At 55.4% G+C, this 22,392-nt stretch carries 25 protein-coding genes and 1 pseudogene; 4 read left to right on the plus strand and 22 right to left on the minus strand.

Going from position 1 to position 22,392, the window contains the following annotated elements; genetic code table 11:
* Positions 1-41 precede the first annotated feature (41 nt).
* Positions 42-338 (plus strand): hypothetical protein, encoded by a 297-nt coding sequence (locus tag NT131_03865; GenBank protein ID MCX6650778.1) that lies wholly within the window; start codon positions 42-44, stop codon positions 336-338.
* A 6-nt stretch (positions 339-344) separates the two neighbouring features.
* Here NT131_03865 and NT131_03870 read toward each other — a convergent pair whose 3' ends face one another.
* The 11 genes and pseudogenes from NT131_03870 to NT131_03920 all read right to left on the minus strand — a co-directional run bounded on the left by NT131_03870 (position 345) and on the right by NT131_03920 (position 11,257).
* Positions 345-1,952, minus strand: coding sequence for a site-2 protease family protein (locus NT131_03870; protein MCX6650779.1), 1,608 nt, complete (start codon positions 1,950-1,952; stop codon positions 345-347).
* A gap of 34 nt (positions 1,953-1,986) precedes the next feature.
* Entirely contained in the window at positions 1,987-2,370 is a 384-nt protein-coding gene (locus tag NT131_03875; GenBank protein MCX6650780.1) for a hypothetical protein, read from the minus strand.
* Positions 2,371-2,445: 75 nt separating this feature from the next.
* The gene (locus tag NT131_03880) at positions 2,446-2,733 is read right to left on the minus strand and encodes a hypothetical protein (protein ID MCX6650781.1); all 288 of its coding nucleotides are present in this window, start codon (positions 2,731-2,733) and stop codon (positions 2,446-2,448) included.
* A gap of 9 nt (positions 2,734-2,742) precedes the next feature.
* Positions 2,743-3,849: an ATP-binding cassette domain-containing protein gene (locus NT131_03885; protein MCX6650782.1), complete on the minus strand. Its 1,107-nt coding sequence runs from the start codon at positions 3,847-3,849 to the stop codon at positions 2,743-2,745.
* Positions 3,842-4,141 (minus strand): hypothetical protein, encoded by a 300-nt coding sequence (locus NT131_03890; GenBank protein ID MCX6650783.1) that lies wholly within the window; start codon positions 4,139-4,141, stop codon positions 3,842-3,844. The genes NT131_03885 and NT131_03890 overlap by 8 nt, the downstream gene beginning before the upstream one ends.
* Before the next feature lie 147 nt (positions 4,142-4,288).
* Positions 4,289-5,257 (minus strand): annotated as a pseudogene (locus NT131_03895) (ATP-binding cassette domain-containing protein).
* Between the two features lie 5 nt (positions 5,258-5,262).
* Positions 5,263-6,231 carry an ABC transporter permease gene (locus NT131_03900; GenBank protein ID MCX6650784.1) on the minus strand — a complete coding sequence of 323 codons (969 nt, stop codon included), beginning with the start codon at positions 6,229-6,231 and terminating at the stop codon, positions 5,263-5,265.
* A 4-nt stretch (positions 6,232-6,235) separates the two neighbouring features.
* On the minus strand, positions 6,236-7,252 hold the full coding sequence (locus NT131_03905) for an ABC transporter permease (protein ID MCX6650785.1): 1,017 nt from the start codon (positions 7,250-7,252) through the stop codon (positions 6,236-6,238).
* A gap of 94 nt (positions 7,253-7,346) precedes the next feature.
* Positions 7,347-8,957 (minus strand): ABC transporter substrate-binding protein, encoded by a 1,611-nt coding sequence (locus NT131_03910; protein MCX6650786.1) that lies wholly within the window; start codon positions 8,955-8,957, stop codon positions 7,347-7,349.
* A gap of 504 nt (positions 8,958-9,461) precedes the next feature.
* Positions 9,462-10,097, minus strand: coding sequence for a DUF115 domain-containing protein (locus NT131_03915; GenBank protein ID MCX6650787.1), 636 nt, complete (start codon positions 10,095-10,097; stop codon positions 9,462-9,464).
* A 2-nt stretch (positions 10,098-10,099) separates the two neighbouring features.
* The gene (locus NT131_03920) at positions 10,100-11,257 is read right to left on the minus strand and encodes a DUF373 family protein (protein ID MCX6650788.1); all 1,158 of its coding nucleotides are present in this window, start codon (positions 11,255-11,257) and stop codon (positions 10,100-10,102) included.
* Between the two features lie 145 nt (positions 11,258-11,402).
* Here NT131_03920 and NT131_03925 point away from each other — a divergent pair, with 145 nt between their 5' ends.
* Positions 11,403-12,440, plus strand: a complete 1,038-nt coding sequence (locus NT131_03925) for a hypothetical protein (protein ID MCX6650789.1) — start codon at positions 11,403-11,405, stop codon at positions 12,438-12,440.
* 11 nt (positions 12,441-12,451) lie between these two features.
* Complete coding sequence (locus NT131_03930; protein ID MCX6650790.1) at positions 12,452-13,087, plus strand: MBL fold metallo-hydrolase; 636 nt, start codon at positions 12,452-12,454, stop codon at positions 13,085-13,087.
* Here the strand turns inward: NT131_03930 and NT131_03935 are convergent, their stop codons facing one another.
* Genes NT131_03935 through NT131_03955 form a run of 5 tightly spaced genes read right to left on the minus strand, consistent with a single transcriptional unit; the run spans position 13,088 to position 14,953 of the window.
* Positions 13,088-13,747 (minus strand): translation initiation factor IF-6, encoded by a 660-nt coding sequence (locus NT131_03935; GenBank protein MCX6650791.1) that lies wholly within the window; start codon positions 13,745-13,747, stop codon positions 13,088-13,090. It lies immediately after the preceding gene.
* Positions 13,748-13,757: 10 nt separating this feature from the next.
* A complete protein-coding gene (locus NT131_03940) occupies positions 13,758-14,024 on the minus strand; it encodes a 50S ribosomal protein L31e (GenBank protein MCX6650792.1) in 267 nt (88 codons plus the stop codon).
* Between the two features lie 5 nt (positions 14,025-14,029).
* Positions 14,030-14,185 (minus strand): 50S ribosomal protein L39e, encoded by a 156-nt coding sequence (locus tag NT131_03945; protein ID MCX6650793.1) that lies wholly within the window; start codon positions 14,183-14,185, stop codon positions 14,030-14,032.
* Between the two features lies 1 nt (position 14,186).
* A complete protein-coding gene (locus tag NT131_03950; protein MCX6650794.1) occupies positions 14,187-14,516 on the minus strand; it encodes a DNA-binding protein in 330 nt (109 codons plus the stop codon).
* 14 nt (positions 14,517-14,530) lie between these two features.
* Complete coding sequence (locus NT131_03955) at positions 14,531-14,953, minus strand: 30S ribosomal protein S19e (protein ID MCX6650795.1); 423 nt, start codon at positions 14,951-14,953, stop codon at positions 14,531-14,533.
* Between the two features lie 236 nt (positions 14,954-15,189).
* Here NT131_03955 and NT131_03960 point away from each other — a divergent pair, with 236 nt between their 5' ends.
* Entirely contained in the window at positions 15,190-15,735 is a 546-nt protein-coding gene (locus NT131_03960; protein MCX6650796.1) for a UbiX family flavin prenyltransferase, read from the plus strand.
* A gap of 1 nt (position 15,736) precedes the next feature.
* Here NT131_03960 and leuS read toward each other — a convergent pair whose 3' ends face one another.
* From leuS to NT131_03990, 6 genes are all read right to left on the minus strand, one after another.
* Positions 15,737-18,613, minus strand: coding sequence for a leucine--tRNA ligase (gene leuS / locus NT131_03965; protein ID MCX6650797.1), 2,877 nt, complete (start codon positions 18,611-18,613; stop codon positions 15,737-15,739).
* A gap of 81 nt (positions 18,614-18,694) precedes the next feature.
* The gene (locus NT131_03970; GenBank protein ID MCX6650798.1) at positions 18,695-19,447 is read right to left on the minus strand and encodes a TPM domain-containing protein; all 753 of its coding nucleotides are present in this window, start codon (positions 19,445-19,447) and stop codon (positions 18,695-18,697) included.
* A gap of 8 nt (positions 19,448-19,455) precedes the next feature.
* Positions 19,456-20,013, minus strand: coding sequence for a LemA family protein (locus NT131_03975; GenBank protein ID MCX6650799.1), 558 nt, complete (start codon positions 20,011-20,013; stop codon positions 19,456-19,458).
* Positions 20,014-20,061: 48 nt separating this feature from the next.
* Entirely contained in the window at positions 20,062-20,649 is a 588-nt protein-coding gene (locus NT131_03980; protein MCX6650800.1) for a hypothetical protein, read from the minus strand.
* A complete protein-coding gene (locus NT131_03985) occupies positions 20,646-21,638 on the minus strand; it encodes a hypothetical protein (protein ID MCX6650801.1) in 993 nt (330 codons plus the stop codon). The genes NT131_03980 and NT131_03985 overlap by 4 nt, the downstream gene beginning before the upstream one ends.
* Before the next feature lies 1 nt (position 21,639).
* Positions 21,640-22,383 (minus strand): zinc ribbon domain-containing protein, encoded by a 744-nt coding sequence (locus NT131_03990; GenBank protein ID MCX6650802.1) that lies wholly within the window; start codon positions 22,381-22,383, stop codon positions 21,640-21,642.
* Positions 22,384-22,392: the final 9 nt, after the last annotated feature.

Genomic DNA, 22,392 nt, shown 5'->3' on the forward strand with positions numbered 1-22,392 from the left:
GGTATCTGAAAAAGTATTTGTATTCACTGAACAGAAGATGGTTGGCAGAGGTCTATCCTTTGGTGCATCTGCAGGTCTCCGAGCATCGTCTTGTCAACATACGCAGGCGCAGCCTTTGCGACAATTGCTCGGAACGGGGATGCACATCCTTCGACGGCAGCAGAGTGACCGAATGCCAGGGCTTCAAGCCACTCTTGTTCGTCTTCATGAAATGCCGGCAATGTGGAGTAATCTACGACCCATATCAGAACATATGCGTCCTTGATTACGAGCTGTGCCCGGAGTGTAACCACGCGGCCAAGGGAAAGGTGGTCATCAGCGTGGTCTGCCGGGAATAGGACGTTCTAAATCCTTGGTCCGATTATCTGCCAGATGATCAGGAACAGCACGAACAGTGCCAAGGCGTAGGTTATGGTCCCCACATACCTCATGCGTTCTTCCTCGGTCGCTCCCTTCTTGAAGCGTTTGACCAGTGAGTCCAGTCCATCACGGAACAGGTACCCACCGTCCAGGGGCACCGCCGGGAGGACGTTGGTCATGCCTACCATCAAGTTGATCCAGAATATCCAGTAGAAGCAGTTGGCCGCGACCCAGAACACCCCGTCGGGCAGACTGCCCCAGAGCCCGGTGGGCTCGAAGAGGCCGGTAACGGGGCTCTGAATAGGTGCCAGACCGGAGAAGGGCAGGGCGATGTAGGTCAATGAGGCGGATATGACGGAGCTTACATCGTCCGCTCCGTCATAGGGCGTGGACAAGAGATCAAGAATGACCTCCGGCGTGTTGACCCCCGCTCCCAGGTAGGCGGAGTTGATGCCCATGAAACCATAGTCGACGAAGTCTTCGTCGATGGACCCGGGGCTGACGTCCTGGTAATAGTCCAGACGGCTCATCAGGGTGACGCTCGTTACCGACGGGTCGAGCACGTACTTGTCCAAATCCTTGTCGTAGGCGAGCGCGGTCACGTTGACCACCTGTCCGCCCACGGTCTGTTTGAGGGTGCCGGTGAGATCTTCGTTGCTGCGGATGACGGTGTCGTTGAGGGAGAAGATGATCATGCCCACCTCTAGACCGGCATCGTCTGCAGGATAACCGCTCGATACGGACGTGAGCATGACGCCCGAGGTCACCTGCGTCGTCCGAAGCTCGTCCTTAGAGTAATATGTAACATTCACCACATTACCAGGGTCCGGCGCATTGAAGGAGGAGTAATCCTCATAGGTGGATATCGCCTGGCCGTCTATCTCCATTATCTGTGCACCGAAGCTCAGTCCGGCCAGGTCCGCCGGCCCGCCGTCGGCCACGCTAACCACGATGGGGTTGTCCCGCACCGGTTCCACCGAGGCCATCATGGCCGAGGAGAATATCAGGGCACACATCAGCCCGACGATGATGTTCGTGGCCGGACCAACGGCGTAGACGTTCATGCGCTTGCGCTTCTCGGTCTTGACCAATGCTTCCTCATCCGGCTCAACGAAGGCGCCCATGGGCACGATGAGCAATAACACCCCCATAGAACGGATGGCCATCCCTCCCACTCTGGTCAGGATGCCGTGGGCGAACTCGTGGATGAAGATGGCCACGACCAGCCCTATTATCCCGTACCACAGGGGAATGATGGGGTTTATGCCCGGAATCCCCAGCAACATGTCCAGGCCCGGGGCGGACTCCGCCGGTATGCTGGAGACGATGGTTGCCTCCCACAATAGCAAGGCCATCATCAGGAACATGACTATTACGCAGACCCATTTGGCCACCATGCCGTAGATTTGCCAGAAACGCTTGGGGCGTGCCAGAACGTCAATGAAGTTCTTGCCCCTCTGGGTGCTCCACATGAGGAAAGGGCCGTAGGCTTTCATGCCGTACTTCTTGATCCATCCCTTCTTGTCGGCCAATCGCACGATGAATATGAATGCGAATATGGCCAGCAGGACCAAGAGCAGGTCTTCGTACATCAAGGGCCAGGAACGAGGGCTGGGTATAAAATACCTAACGCTCCCGGTCTTTCCACACGTCATCGTCCATGGTGGCGTAGACGGCCGAGGGGTCCTCTGGCCCACAGGTCTCATCTTCGCACTTGTGGGCCATCCTCAAGATCTGGTCCTTCTTCAGGATCCAGTAGTGAATGCGCCAAAGCTTGCCCTTCTTGAGGTGGACCTCCTCCTGAGTGGTGGTGAGGAAACCTTCCTCCTCCAACATGTAGAAGACGTCCCGGTCCTCGGAAGTGAGACGATTGTCGATGACCTCGTCGGTGTAGCCGAAGAAGGAAAGAATGTATTCCGCCAGTTTTTCCAGGTCTTCATGGGACATGCCTTTCTTGCCCATGGTATTGGACAACGCTTTTACCACGTCCTCCATGCTCACGACCGTCATGCCCTAACCCCACCCTCCGTGAGTCAACGCGGTTAACGAATATAATGATTCTTTAACGGGAATTGCTTTTAAAACTCAATCCTCGCCCCAAATACCGTCCTTTCCCCAAATCTTAAGGTACAATATGACGAAAAGGATCACCACGCCGGCAATAAATATAAAAGCGGCCGACCAGCGCAGTCCTCCCCACTCCTCGTGCCTGGTCACGATCTCCAGGGGGACCATGGTGGCCAAGGCCAGGGCCAGCAGCCAGAACCAGTATTTGGCGTAGACGCGCTTAAGCCATGGCTGGGAGGGGGGCTCCTCCCCTTCCTCCTCGACCGTCTCCGTATTGTGGATGACTAGCTTCCTCTTCGTTGCCATGTCTTCAGATTAACGGAAATGGCAGGCCACCATATGACCGTTGCCCTTGTCCACCAGCTGCGGCTCCATCTGTTCGCATATCTCCTCCCGATAGCGGCACCGGGTATGGAAGCGGCAACCAGACGGAGGGTTGGCCGGGGATGGTATGTCACCGCTCAGGGGGACCCTCTTCCTCTTAAGCTTTGGATCGGGAACTGGGATGGAATTGAGCAATGCCTCGGTGTAAGGATGTATGGGCTTGGCGAATATCTCGTCCTTGGGGCCCGATTCCACGATCTTGCCCAGGTACATGATGTTGACGAAGTCGCACATGTACTTGATGGTCGACAGGTCGTGGGAGATGAACATGTAGGTCAGGTCCAGCTCCGCCTGCAGGTCGTTCAGTAGGTTTAGTATCTGGGATTGCACGGAGACGTCCAGGGCCGAGGTCGGTTCGTCCAGGACGATAAAGTCCGGGTTGAGGGCCAACGCCTTGGCCACGCCTATCCTCTGTCTCTGGCCTCCACTGAACTCGTGCGGGTAGCGGTAGATGTGCTCCGGTGCCAACCCCACGCGTTCCATCAGCTCCTTCACCCTGCCGGTGACATTGGTACTGCTAGACATCCCGTGGATCTTGATCGGCTCGGCGATGATGTCCTTGATGAGCATGCGCGGGTTCAAGGAAGAGTAAGGGTCCTGGAACACGATTTGCATGTCCTTGCGCAAGCGCCGCAGGTCCTCCGGCTTGCGCCGGTTCAGGGTATAGGTGTTGCGTATGTCCTCCAATTCAGGTATGGTCACCGGCTTGACGTGCCTTGCCTTCTTGACCATGCCGCCCTTAGGCATATTGAGCTGGACCTCTTCGGCCTCAAGCTGAAGCATCCGGTCATGGACATCGTTGGGCATCTTGTAGTAGATGTTCCCTCCAGTGGGCGGGGTGAGCATGAGGACGCAGCGCCCCGTGGTGGTCTTGCCGCAGCCGCTTTCGCCTACTAGGCCCAGGGTCTTTCCGCGTGGTATGCTGAAATCGATGCCGTCTATGGCCCTGACGTTCCCCACGTTCTTCTTAATAAGGCCGCTCCGAATGGGAAAATACTTCTGAAGCCCGCGGACCTCGAACAGGTTCTCGTCACTCATTCCGCTTCACCTTCCCGTATAGATGGCAGGCCACCCTATGGTCCTTAACGATGTCCTGGAGCACAGGCTTGACCTCACTGCATATCTGCATGGCGAACGGGCAGCGCGGGTGGAAACGGCACCCCGGCGGAGGATGCAGCAGGTTAGGCACGCTTCCCTTGATCACTTCCAGGTGGGTGGTGCTCTCCGTCAGCTTGGGTATGGAGTTTATCAGCCCCTGGGTATAGGGATGGAGGGGTTGGGCGAATATCTCCTCGGCCGAACCGACCTCGACGATGTTCCCGGCGTACATGACGCCGATGCGCTCGCATACCTCAGCAACGACACCAAGGTTGTGCGTGATCATGAGTACCGATGTGCCGGTCTCTTCCTGCAGCTCCCTCATCAATTTCAGGATCTGGGCCTGTATTGTAACGTCCAACGCGGTGGTCGGCTCATCGGCGATGAGCAGCTTGGGCTTGCAAGCCAGGGCCATGGCGATCATGACCCTCTGCTGCATCCCTCCGGATAGTTCGTGTGGGTAATTCTTGACTATGCTGCCCGGGTCGGGTATTCGGACCAGTCGGAGCATCCTTATGGCCCTTCCAGTGGCCTCCGCCTGCAGCGGTTTCCGATAACGGTTGAGGATAGGTATCTTGTTCATGAACCACAGCGTGACATCGTCCGGGTCCTTCAGCATCATCTTGTATAATTTCTTGTAGTACTTTATCTGCCAAAGGTGGAATCCCTTGAACCCTTTCTTGTTGAAACTTCCACCGCAATAGGGACATTTATTGGACTTCCCGCTTACTGTTGAGCCGCAGTCCGAGCACTTGATCTCACCGTTCTCCTCGATCCTCTTGATGGTGGTGTGTCCGGTCGTTGACAGGGAGGTGTAGTTCTCATCCAGTTTCTGGAGCGTTCCCTTTACCAGGTCCGGAAGTTCGTGAAGGATCAGGATCTCGGTTATCTGATTGCCGACGGTGAACACCGGGTTAAGGGCCGACATCGGCTCTTGGAAGATCATGGAGATGATCTTTCCGCGTATCTTCCTCAGCCTGTTCGCCGACATCTTCAGTATGTCGTACTTGTTGAGCTCGGGAGCGATCTCGTCCATCATTTTCTTGATGTCCTCCGGGCTCCTTCCGTTCGCCTGCTCGGCCTCGATGGCCGACAGCTTCTGCTGAAGATCAGCAGGAGGGTCTACAAGGATGCGTCCGCCCTCGATCTTGCCTGGTGGTGAGGGAATGATCCTCATCACGCTGTTGGCGGTGACGCTCTTGCCACAGCCGCTCTCTCCGACCAGGCCGAAGGTTTCGCCGCGCTTTATTTCCACATCTACGCCGTCAAGGGCCTTCACCACACCCGACTTAGTGTAGAAGTTGACGTAGAGGTCCTTTATCTTCAGGAAGTACAGTTCATCGCCCATCTTGGTCACCTCTTCGCCCGGGGGTCCATTATGTCCCTCAATCCGTCACCAAGTAAGCTGAATCCCATCGTGAACAGCAATATTGCCATCCCTGGGAACACAATAGTCCACCAGTACCCCTGAACGAACCATTTCTCCCCATCTGAGACCATGCGTCCCCACTCGGCGTAACCAGTGCTGACCCCGAAACCAATATAGCTCAGACCGGCGGTGGTCAGGCAAACAGAGCCCACATCCATGGTGACCGCGACGATCAAGGGGGTAAGCGAGTTCGGTATGACATGCCTGAACAGGATGCGCGGTTTCTTGGCCCCAATGGCCCTGGCCGCCTCTACATAGGTGTTCTCCTTAATGGCCAGTACCTGACCGCGCACTAGCCTAGCATAGGAAGGCCACCAGACGATGATGAGGGCTAAGATGATGCTGTTCAGGTCCCTGGTCAGAACACTGGTCACGGCCATGGCCATGATCAGAGCGGGCAGAGAAAGGAACACGTCCGTGATCCTCATGAGGAGGTTGTCCAACTTACCCCCGTAGAAACCGGCAACGGACCCTAGAACGAGCCCGAGGAAGGTGGCGATCCCGACCACTATGAGCGATGTATATATCGATGTCCGGGCTCCCCAGACCACACCATAGAACACATCCAGTCCCATATCCCCAGTACCGAATATCTTGCCGTTGACCCCGGGCGCTCTAGGGGGTTCGATGTAATCCTTCGGTATGCGGTAAGGATCGTTATCATTGATAGGTGGGGCCAATACTGGGGCAAAAATCGCCACACACACGATTAAAATAATGAAGAAGATGCCCAGCATCACGCTGGGGTTGTGAACGATAAGGTCCATGATATTTTTGTACTCCCGGAACCTCGGTTTCAGACCGGAAACGAAATCATCCATCTTGGATGCTTTACGATTTTTCTTCCTCTTCGCCCGTTTGGCCGCTTTCTTGTTCATTTTTTTCTCGGCCATGTAATCACTCCAGTTTTACCCTAGGGTCCAGATATGCGTAAAGCACATCGACAACTAGATTTACTATTACATATACGAGTGCGATGAAAAGGCAGAAGCCCAGAACCGAAATATTATCATTTCGAGTAATGGAATATGCTGACCACCTCCCTAATCCGGGAAGGGCGAAGATGGATTCGGTCAAAACTGCTCCGCCCAATGATCCACCGAAGGATAGACCAATGACCGTTGTAGTGGGGATCAGCGCGTTTCGCCTAGCGTGCTTGTTGATAACTATCTTTTCAGGCAATCCCTTTGCCCTGGCTGTTTTGACATAATCTAAGTTAAGGACCTCCAACATGCTGTTCCTCTGAATGCGTATAAGGACCGCGGTTGTTCCAAATGATAGAACGATCGCTGGCATCAGCAAGTGTTCGAGATGATCAAAGAATAATGGAATGTTACCGACGAGCAGGGCATCAATTGATATCAGCCCTGTAATGCGGTGGACATTCCCTATGAATTCAATACCGTAAAGACCAGATGAAGGTAATATATGCAGCTTAGCATAGAACACATATTGAAAGATCAATGCCAGCCAGAAAACGGGCAATGATACACCTATTAATGAAATGACCCTAGTGATGTGGTCGAACGGTTTGTCCTTGCGAAGGGCGGTCATCGTTCCGATGGTCACACCCATGGACACACCGATGAGCATGCTGAACACAGTCAATTCGAACGTTACCGGCAACTTAGTCAGAATGGCCTCGGTCACCGGCATGAGCGCCGTCTTAGACCAACCCCAGTCACCTTGGAGTATACCCTCGAGCCAATACCAATATTGGTTGATTATTGGCTCATCGAAATGATATTTTTCATAGACATGCTGGATCTGGATTTCCGTCATTTTTTCATTGATGTAGGCTGACGCGGGATCTCCACCAGTCGATCTCGAAAGAGTGAATATGATTATCGAGACACCGAGCAAGACGGGAATTATCAACAACAATCTTTTAAAAATATAGCTGAACAAACGCATTCCATCGCCTCGTCGTTATCTGGTCAATCTTTTTCCTTGTCAATTATAAAAAATTTAAAGGGAAAGGGTTTGAACCGTCGTTCCTGCTTCTGGCTTATGCCTTATCCATCGGATAATAGTACAGACCGGAGTACATCGGGTTGAACACGTATCCAGTGACCGTGGTTCGCTCACAGTGGAAGTTGGTCGCCTGTACGGTCCAAACGAACACGCACTCTTTGTACATTTCATAGCTTATGTTGGAGTACATGTTAGCCCGGGCAGTCGGGTTCTGTTCGGCCGCAGCCGCGGCTATCTCCGCGTTCACGGTGACGTTGTGGTATCCAACCGTGTCAGCGTAGGTACCGACGAAGAACGGTTGCATATAGTCGTTCGGGTCAGCGTAGTCCGGAGCCCATCCCAGGAACAAGACCGGCAGCATTCCATGGCGCCTTGCGTTCAGGAAGACAGACCATTCCAGCTCAGTGGCGTATATATGAATGTTGTCGCTGGCAGCCTCCAGTCCATCCTTGAACAGCTCACATGCAGTTTGCCTTACAGTGTTACCGGAGTTGTAGAAGATGTCCAGGCTGAAACCGTGGTCTAACCAGTTCCATGTCTCGTTGGTGTCCGGATCGGTGTAGGTGGCGTTCTCCAAGTAGGATTTGACTAGGGCCAGATCAAAGTCGTAGGTTGGTGTGCTTGCATCATAGCCGAACATGCCCATCGGGATTGCCCCGTTTTCCTGGATTCCAGCACCGTTATACGCAGTCGCGATCAGCTTGGAAACGTTCATGGCGTGAGCGAAGGCTAGGCGTACGTTCTTATTAGCGAAGAAATCCAGAGGAACATTGGTGTGGGACATCAGGGTCGAATTGGGGTTGATGTCCATGTTCAGCCCGATGAAGTCGACAGAGAACGTACCAAGACCCTTGACGATGCGGATGTCGGTGCGGTTGTTAACCGAGGTTTCCATCGTGCGGGGGATCGCAGCTACATCAGCGTCGCCGCTCTGCAGTTCCAATAGCCTGGTGCTCGCTTCAGGTACCTGCCTGATTAGAACCTGGTCCAGCTTGGCCGGGGTCATATAATAGTCATTGTTCTTCAGCAGCAAGAAGTGATCATCGGCAATGAACTCGCCCAAGGAGAACGGTCCAGTACCGCACATATGTGTGGCCATGTAATCGTATCCGTCCTTGGTGAGACCGCCGTTGGCCTCAACGAAGTCCTTGGAAATGACATCGCCGATGGTATAGGTGATCACGTAGTTCCAGCCGGGGAAGGGGACGGTCAGGTTGAATTGAACAGTGTAATCGTCCTTCGCCCAAATGTGCTCAGCGATCGTATCCAGCGAAATGGTCCCAGGTGTGATTACTGTCCCATTCGCTAGATTAAGGACGGCGGTGTTGTTAATATTCCCGTCGTTACCGAACGTTGCCTCAGTATAGTTGTAGTACCAAGGGATTGCCAGCTCGCCAACCATCCAGGTGGCACCGCTTTGGTAGTTATACCTCAAAGCGCGAACGAAGCTGTAGACCACATCATCAGCGGTCATATCAGTTCCGTCATGGAATGTGACATTCGTGCGCAGGTTGTAGGTGTAGGTGTAGCCATCGTCGGTTATACCGCCGTTAGCAACAGTTGGCACCGAGGTACAGAGCTGCGGAACCAATACGCTTGCACTCGCTCCCTCGTAGAACATCATGGTCTCGTAGACGTTTTGCATTATTTCCCCGCCTACGGTTTCATAGCCTACAACCGGGTCTAAACTCTCAGGGTTTCCAGAGATAGTGTCAACGACGAAGATCTTCTTCTCGCTTTCACCACCTGACATTAACAGTGCAGCACCAAGAGCAGCAATAATCAAGACAGCGACAACCACAATAGCGATTATCTTTATCTTGGACTTGCCTTTCCCAGCATCTGCAGAGGTATCAGCACTTCCTTCCATTCTCAATCCTCCTTCCTCCCATTTCATAAATGACTGGGAGATTAACTTTTGTAAACAATTTGATGCTATATATACCTTTTCCGTTTTACAGTATAAGGGACTACTATCCAGCAATGTGAACGCATGGGCTACAAATGTGATTTTTTTATTCAAGGTGTGTCCAACAATATTCCAAATTATTTGTCATTATGATGGATAATCGAGGTGAATTATTGACATAATGATCGTTCGAAAATCAAATGCAATTGTTGAAAACAGTCCCTGTTCGGTCGGTCGAGTTCAATATTCTTTAATTATCCTTTCAGCCCATATCAATTTTTTCCGCTTCAATCCCCGGTCCTTGCTTTCGTCAAAGAACGGGTTAGCGAGGTCCCAACCGAAAAATCGAATATCGTCGATTCCGAAGTGCTTTGCCATGACATAGCATCGGTCGCCGTCGGTGAATCCTCCGAAATTGTAGAGGTCATCAAAGGGCTGGCATTGCACCGTAGGGACGATCGGTCCGAGCAATTTCGGAACGACCCGTCGCAGCATGGGAATATTGTCCCCGTGGGCGTGGACGAACATGAGAACGCCTTTCGCGCTAGCCTCGATCTCGAACTCAACTTCCCCGTCCAAATCACTTACGATCACATCTGGCATGATACCCTTGTGCATCAATCGACCAGTGGCGGACCCGGCCGATATGATCGTTCTATCGGCGGACAAATTGCCAAGTTCATTCTCCAATGATGCTGCGGCCCCGCATATCGACACGCTCTTACCCAGTTTATCGACAATCGTACAAAAATTCGGAATTCGTTGGGAATCGATCAATTTCGAAAGGACCAAAGCGGATTCGATGTCCGCTTGCGGATCGAAATTGAAATCCTTCAAAATCTCGAGGTATAGAGGTCTCCAAAGGGCCCATTCCATCCTCAAGCCTCTGGGAAGTGCTGAGGTTCGCTCTCCTTCTCGGCATCCACCTTGGCCGGACGGGAGTAGCTCTTCATGTTGGCGTTGATCAAACTGCTGAACCCGGCCAGGAGGAATCCAACTAGGAACTGCAGGAAGATGATCGCTTCTTCATAATTGGCATAGCCTAAGACCACGGCCGCCAGGTCGAAGGAGCCTTGCAGGATGAAGGCGATGGCGAACATGCTGGTGCTGACCACCAGACTAGTGCTGTAGATCTTCCCGAAGGAGAAGTAGTGATTGACGAACTTTCCCATCTGGTAACAGAATATGGAGAACACCCACATCCACAACAACACGCTGGAAAGCTTCAGCAGCTGCGAGGTCGCGCTGGCCTCGGTGTCCTGTGACAGGACGTCCTGGGCAAAGAATATTCCAGCCAGGAAGAGGATTACCGACAATATGGCGTAAGGGATCATCTGGCTGCCGTTCTTTATGGCCTTGCCAGTGTTCCGCAGGGAGTTCTCCACCCGCTCTGCCACCTTATAGGCGAAGAACAGCAGGTAAATTCCCATCACCAAAGCTATCATCCCCCAGCCCATGCTGGCGATCAACTCGATGCTAGCATCCTGCTGCATCAATTTGAGTATCGGGGGCAGGATGTTGAACAGGCCCAGGACGGCCAGCACTAGTCCGATGGGGGTGAAGATGCGCTTCCTCATCTTATCATCGGCCAGCATCTTCATGATGATGTAGTACGTCCCTTCAACCGTAGGCGCCTGTTTCACCCAGACACGACGGACCGAATCGACCTTCACTCGGGAGAAGACCATAGGGTAGATGAACTCGTCCTCGGCCCCATCGCTGACCAGGATGACCCGGTCCGGCTTTATCAGCTCGAGCACGTTTTCCAGCTGTGTGGTCAGGACCAGATCGGATTCGTAGCCCACCTTCACGTCGCCGCAGATGGTGGCGACCTCCACGTCCTCGCCTTTTTTCAGCATCTCATCGTACATGCTCAGTGCGGCCAGGCAGGTGTTGACGTCGCTGTCCTCAGGGTCCTTGAGCCCCAGCGCCATGATGGCGTTGGCGTTCTCCTCGCGACCAATGAAAGGGCTGTTCAGCCCGGCCTTCTTGCCAAAATCATCGTCGCGATCGACGTTGAGGACTAGGACCTTCATCTCTATATCAATCCAGTAATCCTCTATATTAAAATTATGCTACGACAGATGAAATGGGGAACTGGGGCACCGTACAGGTCTTGGTAATATTTCGATACCAGACAGAAAAAAGATATAACTGGGAATGGAGGTATACGGTCCCGCAATGGAACGCAAGGCCGGTTTTAAAGAGTGCCCAAAATGCGGGCTTCGCAACAAACCAACAGCGGTCCAGTGCGATTTTTGCGGGCAGAGCCTTACCGCGGGCGACGATTGGCAGTCCCACGTCAAGGACCTGGAATCCTTCACCAAGGCCGATAGCCGAGGGACGGTCGATTATCAGACCTCGCGGCGCATCGAATCGACTATCATTCGCAAGGAGCCCCCCCATCACAAGCCTGTGGAAGTTAAGGAGGTGGCCAACCTTGAGGACATCCTGAAGGAGTTCGATAAGACACCTCCCGTCAAAGACGAACCTGCAGTTGAACCGCCGAAGGAAGCTTCCATTTCCGCGGAAGCCCCTTCCGGCACCATAGTAACGGTCGAACCTCCTCTGGCAGTGTCTGAGGAAGCGCCGAAAATCCATGAGGAACCGACCGAACCTAAGGTCATTACCGAGCCTGTCCCCGGGTCGTCCATAGAAAAGCGGTCTCCGGCCGAAACCGCCACTGAGAAGTCCGAAAAGATCCCAGAGGAGGAGCGCCCGGTCGAGGTCGCATCTCCGGAACCGGAGGAAGTGGTATCGGCCCCTTCGCCTGAGGCGATGACCACCGCTCCCGCCGTAAGCGAGGAGGTCAAGCCGCCGGAGACCGTCAGCGTGGTATGGGACGAGGTCGTGGTCGTTGAAGAGACAGGGACCAGGACAAGCGAAGATGAGGCTCCGCAAACGGCAGAGGTGCATAAAAATTCCAAACTCTTGCATGGTAAGAGAGCGATGGTCGCGGTAGGGATACTGGCTGTGGGCATCTTCCTCTACCTGATCACCTTGGCCCTGACCGCCATTGGATTCGTCGGCACCGCATTCAGCCTGGGCCTAGGGAGCGTATCGTCATTGATGGTGGTGATAGGAGCGGCCATGGCCTATCCTTCGTTCAAGCGGAAGGAACTGGACGAGGTTTTTATCTGTCCCAAATGCCATGAGAGCGTTGACAGGGACGGCGACCGCTGCCCCGCCTGTGGTGCAGCGTTCCTGCCCGAGGATTAGGTGGGTTTGTTGTGAAGGTAATCTGGCACATGCACTCCTGTTTCGAGGTGGACGACACCGTCACCGTGGTCACCGACCCACATGATGGGAGGTCCATAGGGGTCAAACCCCCTTCGTTGAAGGCGGACCTCGTCCTCATCAGCCACGATCATTTCGATCACAACGCTGTCCGCGTGGTCAAAGGAGAATACATCGTCATAAAGGACGTCGCCCCAAAGGTCATAAAAGGTGTCGAGGTACGGGGCATTCCGGCGTTCCATGACGATGTGCAAGGAGAGAAACGCGGTCGGATCAACATTTTCCATTTCACCCTTGACGGCGTGAGGTTCTGCCATCTCGGCGATCTGGGCCACATGCTCTCGGAACAACAGCTCAAGGACCTAGGTCCGGTCGACGTGCTGTTCATACCGGTAGGAGGCGTGTTCACCTTGGACGGCGCTCAGGCCCAAAAATTGGTCAGGGACATCGGACCGAAGGTGGCCATTCCCATGCATTTCCGTGTCGGCGGGCTTTCCTTATCGATTCACAACGCCAACGATTTCCTTAAGGGGCTTCCCGAGGACAAGGTCGTTCGCGTAGGGAACGAAGTTGATTTCGAGAAAGAGGACCTGCCCAAGGAGACCGAGTACTGGGTGTTCTCGCAGTGATCAGCTGATTATGTCGAGGGCGTCCTCGACCCGGCCCTGCTCGATGGGAGTGCTGCGCATACCCACCACTCCGCCCTTGCTATTGGCCACGATGCTGGCCCCCACGTAAGGGGAGCCGTAGTTGAGGGTGGTGATCATCGGTTCCAATTTGAAGATGTCCTTGAGGAGCTGGAGGTCGGCCTTGGTGGCCGCCGGGTGGCATATCAGGCCTTTGTTCGTGGCCTTGCACACCGAGCCCACAGTGTTCTGTTCGGCGATGGCCCCACGGAGCACTTCCACGTTGAAGACCTTCTCGAGGGCGACGACGGTGCGATCGTCCACTTCGGGGTTGACGAGGCAACCGCGGTCGTTCACTAGTATGTTGTTGCCGCAGGCGTTCAGACGGTCCTCGAGCCTGACCACGTTCAGTCCGGAAAAGGCCTTCATCTCCTCGTCGGTAGTGAAATTGGCGACCGCTGCTCCGTAAGAGTTCAGGGCTACCAGGGAACCTATAAGGTTGGTGGCTGCGATGGTTCCCCGGGAACATTTGACGGTGAGGGCGGTGGAGACGTCCTGCTCGAACCGTTCATCGGAGTCCATCGGCAGCAAGGCCATGAACTCGTTGGCCACCGCGTAGACGCCTACGAACTCGATGCCGTTGTAATTGGAGACCCGTAACATGTCTCAATGCTCACTCGGCGGGGAGGGAGACCTCTACCAGGCCGTCCTCGAAGCGCACCGCCTTCACGCGCACCTTGCTCGGAGGGGCGGTCTTGCCGCGGGCCCAAATGGACTCGTTCACTTTGGGGTCTATCCATACGTCCTTCTCCTCGGCCTTCATGTGCCGGGCGACGTAAGCTCGTATCTCCTTGATGGCCCTTCTGGAACGTTCGGTGGTAGGGACCGTCTTGGTCTTGATAAGGGGTATGATGTAAACGGACTCTTGCTCCTCTGCCATGTTGATCACTCCTTCAGATTGCTGTGGCGCCAGTTCCTTCGCATTGGGTGGCGCAGGAAGGTACGGCTGGTCCTCATCATGACCCATGCCGGTACGCGCCTGTTCTGTTTGACCTTCTTCATCAATCGCGCCTTCATGGCGGAGTGCTTGTAACGTGCCATATTACTTCCTCTCAATGTTAATTTCCCTCTTCTGAGGGGATACCTTCCTGAGTATCTGTTTCAGGGTAGGTTCGTCTATCTGGGAGTTTATCTGACCGTTCTGGGCCAGCCTGATTAGCTGGTCCTCGACGGAGCGGGCTATGTCCGGGTAGGCCATGCGAACGTTGGCCAGGCGGTCCCTGGCCTCCGGGGTCAGCAGTTGGCGCATGATGGCCTGCCTCTGGGCTTCCATAGCCTGGTTCTGCTGCTCCACGACGGCCTGTTGCTCTCCCTGGCGCTGCATCTCGGCCATCTTCCGCCGTCGCAGTTCAGAGAGTTCAGCATCTTCCACGGATATCACCTGATTCAGTTGGACCCGCTGACTTCCTTGGCGGCCCCGTCCAGCAGAGCCTGTCCCTTGGGAGTGACGACGCGCCCGTTGTTCTTGTTCTTAGCCACCAGACCGGCGGACTCCAGCTGCATCAGGGACTTCCTTATGATGGAGCGGCTGCCCTTGACGGCCTTATTGGGCCTGGATCCGTGGTCCACGAACCCGCCGTACTCGGCAGCTAGCTTGGAGGTGCCGATAGGCCCCTTTATGTAGACCTTTCTCAGGACCGAGGCTGCGCGAGTGTACCACCAGTCTTTCTGGATGGGTGCCTTTTCGGTGTGAACACCAGTCTTGGCGAACTCGGCCCACTCCGGGGGATTCACCGCTCCAGAGTCTTTCAACTTCTGGGCCACGTTTTCGATCAGCTTATCGGAGGGAACATCATAGACCGTAACCATTTTAACCAACCTCAATGAACTTCAGATATCGACTAGACCAAATGGTATGCTCGGCCTCTAATATGGTACTTATATAAAAGGATTTTCGTTTCCAGAACCCCTCCTGGGCTCTGTCTCAGAGAAGAACGCTGCCGTCCGAGCCTGTTGTCGGACTTCGTTGTTATCAAGAATGACCTGCCCATTTAATAACGATTCGGCGTAAGATTTGAAATAATCGACGGACCTTCTTCGATGATGTGAAGACCGTAGTGGCGATAACCGGGGCTTCGGGCATAATCTATGGCATTCGCCTATTGGAGGAACTGCAGGGCGAGAAGTCCCTCATCATCACGGAGACGGCCAAACGGATCATGGAGGCGGAGACCTCATATAAGCTCGAGGACGTGACGGGGTTGGCCGACGCGGTCTATCATGAGGACGAGCTCTTCGCCCCCGTGGCCTCCGGCAGCCACCGCTTTCAGGCCATGATCATATGCCCTTGCTCCGAGTCCACCCTGGCCAAGGTCTCGTTGGGCATCGCTGACAACCTGGTCACCCGAGCGGCGGCCGTTTGCATGAAGGAAAGAAGGAAGCTCATCGTAGTCCCCCGGGAGACGCCGCAGAGCGCCATCATGCTGAGGAACTCATTAAGATTGGCCGAGGACGGGGCGATAATAATGCCTGCCAGCCCTGGTTTCTACCCCAAGCCGCAGAGCGTGGAAGAACTGGTGGACTTCATGGTCGGCAAGATCCTGGACCAGCTGGGGCAGCCGCACGAGCTCTTCCGCCGTTGGGGTGAGTGATTCACTCCACCAGTATGGCTGGGCGACCAGGCGCGGCCTGGCGCGCCTTGTTATGCGGGTCGGTGACACCAGGTTCTCCGGCCATGTGCACATCCACGGCACAGCCGTACTCGCGTCCGAGGAAGTCCGCGCAGGACCTTAGGAACTCCAGCTCGTCGAAGGTCATTCCCATCTTCTTGACCTCCGACGCGGAACGCTTCATGAGTTCCTCGGCCAGCTTTCTGGCGTAATCGGACGCCTCTTTACCGTGCACGCGGATGTCCTCCCGGGCCATGGCCGCCTTGGTCAACGTGGGGACCTTCAGCTCGCCTTTGGACGAGAGATCCAGGGCCAAGGCCACCACCGAATGCTTCCAGGGCGCGGAGGTGAACATGGTCATCTTTACGGGCTTGATCCCGGTGACCTTGAGGATCTCGTTGGCGTCGTCCATCATCGTCCGCAGGTAATCCTCGGACCTTTCCTTCGCCAGGTCGACCTCTCCTTCCAGCACCTTCGGGAAGGAAGCCGCCGAGACCAGTCCCTGACGACCGGAAGCCTCCCATATCTCCTCGGCCACGTGGGGGGTGACCGGCATCATCAGCGGCAGCAGGAAGTCCATCACACGTTTCATGGTGTCGGCGTGGCAACCGCCCCTCCGCTGGTACCAGCGCAGGTCATTGAAGGCCTCGAAGAAGACCTCGTTGGAAAGGGAACGCACGTCGTAACCTTTCATCAGCTCCCGGACCCGGAACACCCGGCTGGCCATGCGTGAGATCAGCCATCCGTCCACGGAGCTCGCCGGGCCGTCCATTTGCATGAGGTCCAGCAGGATGCGCTCCATTTTCTCCACCCGGGCGGTGTAGCTCTCCACCGCTTCGTTCTCCCATTCCACGTCGGCGTGCGGGGAGGCGATGTGCGTGTAATACAGCCGCAGGGCGTCGATGCCGAAGCGCTCAGCCGCCCCTGGAATGGGCTGTGCCCCGCCCTTGGACTTAGATATCTTGCCGCCCTTGCCGATTACGTACCAGTTCACGAAGATGCCCTTGGGCAGCATCTCCGGCGGCAGTATCGCCACATGGTTCAGCAGGAAGGCCGGGAAATGCACGGTCATGTGCTCCTTGCCCCCGAGATTGAGGTCCAGGGGGTACCAGTAATGGACCTCCTGCCTGATCTTCTTCAGAAGGTCCTTGGGCACACCGATTTTTTTGCTTACCGTTTCTATGTCGCCCTGGTCCAGGACCACCAGGTCGAAGAACTCCTCGGTCATCTGCTCCGGCCGGAGCGAGCCGTCGTTGGCGAACTTGGATATGGTGTAGTAGAGCGGATAGAGCGTGGAATCGGATATGGCCTCAATTATCCATTTCTCATCGAAGGGGAAGCGCGTTCCTAACCAGTTGCCCTGGCGTACGCAGGCCCTCTCCCGGAACCAGTCCAGCACGCCGTGGATGTTCTGATAGTACTCCGGCGGCAGGATGTCCATCTTCTTGGCCTGTTCGTGGGCAGCGGCAGTTATCTCCGGGTTGGCATAATCGATGAACCACTGGTCATCGACCCTCTTGATGAAGACCGGATCGCCGCAGCGACATATGACCTGCTCGGAAAGGTCGTACATCACGTCCGCCTCCCCGCTGGCCATCATGGTCTGCTTCATCCTGTCCTTCGCCTCCATGACCGGCAGCCCAGCGTAATCGCCAGCGGTATCGTTCATCCGTCCGGTGTGAAACCCGTCCTTGTAGACCAGCTTCTTGGCCTCTTCCAGCCGGGGGTCGCCCGGGGTCTCGATGCCCATCTTCTCCGTGATCTCCACCGCGGGCAGGGAGGACCATCCCTTCATCTCGATGATGGCTATTGGTCTGATGGCGCGGACCTTCTCCACGTCCAGATGATATTTTTTAAGCGTAGCCTCGTCCCTCTGCAGGGCGCGTAAGGATATCCAGTCGTCAGGTGAATCGGAAGGCACGGAGGTGACCAGGCCAGTGCCTACCGCCGGGTCGCAGAAATCGGCCGGTAAGGTTAGTATCTCTCGGTGCACCATGGGGGCAATGCAGGTAAGGCCGATGAGCTCGGAACCCTTCATCGGCTCGAGCCTCTCAAGGTCGCTCCTCTGGTATTTTAGCTTCTCGAGGGCGATCTCTGATATCACCCAGACCTCGCTGCCGACCTTGACCTTGACGTAATCGGCCTGCGGGTTGACCCAGAAGTTGGTCTGCCCGAAGACGGTCTCTGGGCGCAGGGTGGCGGCCACCATGTACATGTCGCCGCATTTCAACTTCAACAGGGTGTATTCCACGGTCTCCGCGGAGCCGCCGCACTGGATGTCCGTCTCCGAAGCGTCGATGGCCACCGGACCATGGCTAACGCAGGCCGGGGCGAAGTAAGGCTTCTGGATGAGCAGCCCCTTCTGCATGAGCTTGCGGAACTGCCATTTTATGAACATCTGATAATCTGGATTCACCGTGCAGGTGAACCGCCTCCAATCACTGAGGAAGCCGAAGCGCTTCCAGTATTGATTGATGTACACGTCGTTGAAGAACTCCACGACCTTTATGGGGTCCTTCAGCGCATCCAGCATGTCGATGGGGCAGGTGTTCCCACAGAGGTAGTCGATGGTCATCTGGTCCTTGCGGGCGATCCTGGCCGCCAGGCTTATGGCCCCGTTCCCGGTAGCATGGGTGCCCACGGGGAAAAGGACATTGTAGCCTTCTAGCCTTTTAAAACGGCCGATGGCGTCCACATAGGTGAAGCCGCGCATGTGCCCCACGTGCAGGTACCCGGTAACGCCTGGATAGGCGAATATCAGCATGAACTTGGGGCGGCCGTTCACCTCCGCCTCATTGATGCGCGCGGAATACCAGCGTTCCTGCCATTTCGCTTCTATCTCGCTAGTTCTCGCCGACATCGGTGCACCTGACCTGCGCCTGATTAAATAGTAATTAGTTAAGCTTATTGACAGGCGCGTCCTGACAGATGGGTCGGTCGCTCAGAACCTACCTCTGCTTCCTCCGCCGCCCGAGCGTCCGCCGCCGAATCCGCCTCCTCCTTTGCCACCGGTAAGCAAGAAGATCAGGATGAACCAGATGCGACCCTTAGTGATAACCGTCAAGGCCACTAATATTATTATAATGATGACCCACTCCGTGGTGGTCAGGGGGATACCGCCTATGGGATAGGCCGGATCGCCTCCCTCGGCTTCCGTGTAATCCTTGATTATCTTGATACCTAGATAATAGGTCATGTCAATCATGGCATCGCCATATTCCCCGGCCTGGAGATAGAGGGTTACATTATTCCTAGCCACATCGCTGATGTAAGCGGTGGTCAGGACGTACGTCAGCCCGTAGCCGACCTCCACTTTCCACTCCCTGGTACTGATGACCAGTACGATGAGGACGCCATTGTCCTTTCCTTCCTTGCCTATCCCATTCTTCTGGAGGGTGCGCAGGGCGAAGTCGTTTATGTCCCGATCACCGGTGTCGTTGACGATGAGCACGGCCATCTCGCACGAGGTCTGCTCGTCTACGTAAACGCAGTTGTTCTCGATGGCACTATATTCTTCATCGCTCAGGACATACTCCTCATCGGTGACATAGTGATCCAGATCAGGAATCCCTTTGAAGCGTGCATCCTCTTCCAAAGCCGGGATTATTCCCATGAAAATAATTATAAGAAGGATGGCCGCGACGAATATGACAGCGACCACCTTCACTAGCACCTCGCCGATGGTGCCCTTCATCGCCTGGTTCACATCCCTGGATTGTAGTACACCGCCTTCTCGAAGCCGAAGCTGTCAGCGAACAATACGTTGGGGAACTTTGTTATGGCGGTATTGTACTCCCTGACCACATCGTTGTAGAACTTACGCTCCGAAGCGATCTGATTGGTCGTGGATTCGAACTGGTCCATGAAGGTTCTAATGACGTTCGGTGCTACTGACAGGTTCGGGTAAGCCTCAGTGATGGCGGCCACGAATACATTGAAGGATGAGTCGAGCTGCTCGGACGCGTTCATCTTTTCCTCTGTATTGCCGGAGAAGGATTGCCAAATATCCCTGGCCTCGGTGACGTTTACATACAGGTTATATTCGTACTCCAAGGACGTGTTCACGATCTCGTACATTGTTGGGATGAGTTCGATCTTCCTCTGGTACGCGACCTCTACATCGCTCCAGTGGCTCTGCACGCCCTGTTCCTTGGAGACCATGTCATTGTACGCCAGGATGACCATCATTACTACGATCAAGATTGCCGCTGTGGCAATGATGCCAGCAATGAGTGGCTTGCTGAGTCGGAGCTCGGCCATGCCTACGTAATAGCTATGCCATATTATTGAATCTTTTTATGATGGCCGTCACAACCCAGGCGTCAGCCCAGCCGTGCCGCGGACGAACGGTAGGTATACCAGTCGAGTGTCGTTCACCTGCAGCGAATAGTCCAGGTACTGCAGTGTACCCGGCTTCTCCGCTTCCATGGTGACCACCACGAAATCGGCCATCTTCGTGGCCTCCTCCTTGCTGACCGACGTCGCCCCCCTTTCTACGTTGTTGAAGTCCATGCGCAGGGAGTACGTGGGCTGGGCCTCGGTAATGTTGATGGCCCAATGACGGAACTCCTCGACCTCGGTCTCCCAGGCGGGGATGTAGATGAATATGTTGCCGCTGTTGGACGCCCCCTTCAGCAGATTGCCGAGCTTGTGCAGGGTGCCCCCGGCCACCTGCGAACGGTTGATGGTGACGGCTGAGAACAGGCGCCAGAAAGGCATGTAGACCCGGTCCCCGGGCACGCTCATGTTGAACTCGGCAATGTCGAACTCCAGGATGTCGATGCCGCCGTCGCGCACGTGCATGGTGCGGCAATGGTTGCAGTAGAACGCCATGTCCTTGACCTTGGAGTAGATGGGCTGCTGGCACCGAGGGCATTTCACCTGTACGACCTTCATATGCGGAATCCCTCCATGTTGCCCACTATGTCTTTGAGCGGGTTCGCTTTCTTCCGGTCGTCGAAGTCCCCTTCTATGATCTCAGAGCCATGCCGGAAGAACATGTAGGTGAACCCGAGGATGACCGCCCCGATTATCACTCCGCCCACCGCGATCGTCCCGTCCTCTGCACCCAAACCTATTATGAGCCCTCCGGCGGCGATGAGGCCGCCTATGGAGGTGCCTCCGGTCACGGCCAGGCTCTGATACAGAGGATCACCAGGGGCGCGCCCGGAGATCACCGCACCTGTGACGCCGTCCACGGTCACCGTGTACATGCGCTCGCCGTAACCGTAACGTACCACCCATACCGGATAAAATATCTGGCTGATGCCCTTGGGAATTACCGTTACTTTCTCGAAGGTTATGTGCGGGACGTTGGCGTCGTTCCTGGCGTCGCTCAGGGCCTGCTCCGCCGATCTCTTAACGGCATCATTCTTGCTGCTGGTGCTTTCGAACGTGGGAATGCTCTCGAAGTCGGCGAAGGACGTCTCCCCCACGGTGTTCCGCAGGAACTTGATGCCCAGGTCGCCGGGGTCGCAGGCGATGTTCGAATAACGGTAGTCGCGCAGGACCATCTCCTCCTTGGGTATCCGCTCGGTGTGCGTGTTCCCGTTGCGGTCCCGGTGCTCCCTTTCCTCGTATCCACATATCCAGCCGGCCACCCGGGTGGTGGTGCTCCAGAACGGCAGGTAGATTGGATAGCATTCCAGGAGCTTCCCCTTGACCTTGAGGTCCCTGGCCTTGAGGCCTTTTCGCCACCATTGCTCGGTGGCCTTCATGACGGTGTCCCGGTTCTGCTTGTTCTTGAAGGCTACGGTGAGAACTCCGGCATCCCCTTCCGCCCAAAGGAGCGAGTTGCAATATTGGCAGTTGAGGACCTGGTCTCCTTCGTTCACTTGGATAGCGCCCCCGCAGGAAGGGCAGTTCAGGCCGACGCTGATGGGCATATTACATCCTCCTGGCCACAAAATTGGCGGCAACGAATATGCCCACCACGGTCACGGCCATCAAGACCACGGCGATCAACGGCGAAAACAGGGCGATCAGCCCTTCCACCAAGAAGGCGATGAAGCCCAGGCCGGCCACGGCTATGTAGGCCCCGGAGTTCCTTGGCGGGAACTCAGCTGAGAAGACCTCCCCAGTGGTGGCGCTTATGACCACCACGTATCCTTTCTGCTCGAACACGTAGTTCAGCTTCCATATAGGGAAGTACACCAGGGCTTGCTCCTTGGCCGCGCCCGGGAGAGCGCTCAGATAGGTGGCCATCTCGATGTCGGGTTTGGTCATTTCGGCGCCCTTCACATCGAACTTGTCGTCAAAGATCTTTAGGTCCCCGCCAGGCACTTTCAGGTTGTGCAGCCCCGGAAGCGTCGTCGACGCCGCCGGTTCCACGTACACCTGCTCCATGCCGTTGACGTCCCGCTTGAAGAGGTACACCGGGAAGTATTCCTTTTTCAACGATGATATCTGGGCCAGCTTGTCCAGGTCCTTGGCGCGGGTAGAGCCCCCGGCCCAGCGACGGAAGACGCCCACGGCGTCGTTCTCGCTCAGGGCGAAGGGCAGGGCATAATAGAAACTAGCGCCGGACCGGTCGATGAAGATCTGCGAGGAACAGTAGGAGCATTTGACGAACTTGTCGCCAGCGTCGAACTCCACCGGCGCCCCGCATTTGGTGCACTTCATGCTGGCCATCACATCACC

The sequence above is a fragment of the Methanomassiliicoccales archaeon genome (assembly GCA_026394395.1).
GTDB lineage: Archaea > Thermoplasmatota > Thermoplasmata > Methanomassiliicoccales > UBA472 > UBA472.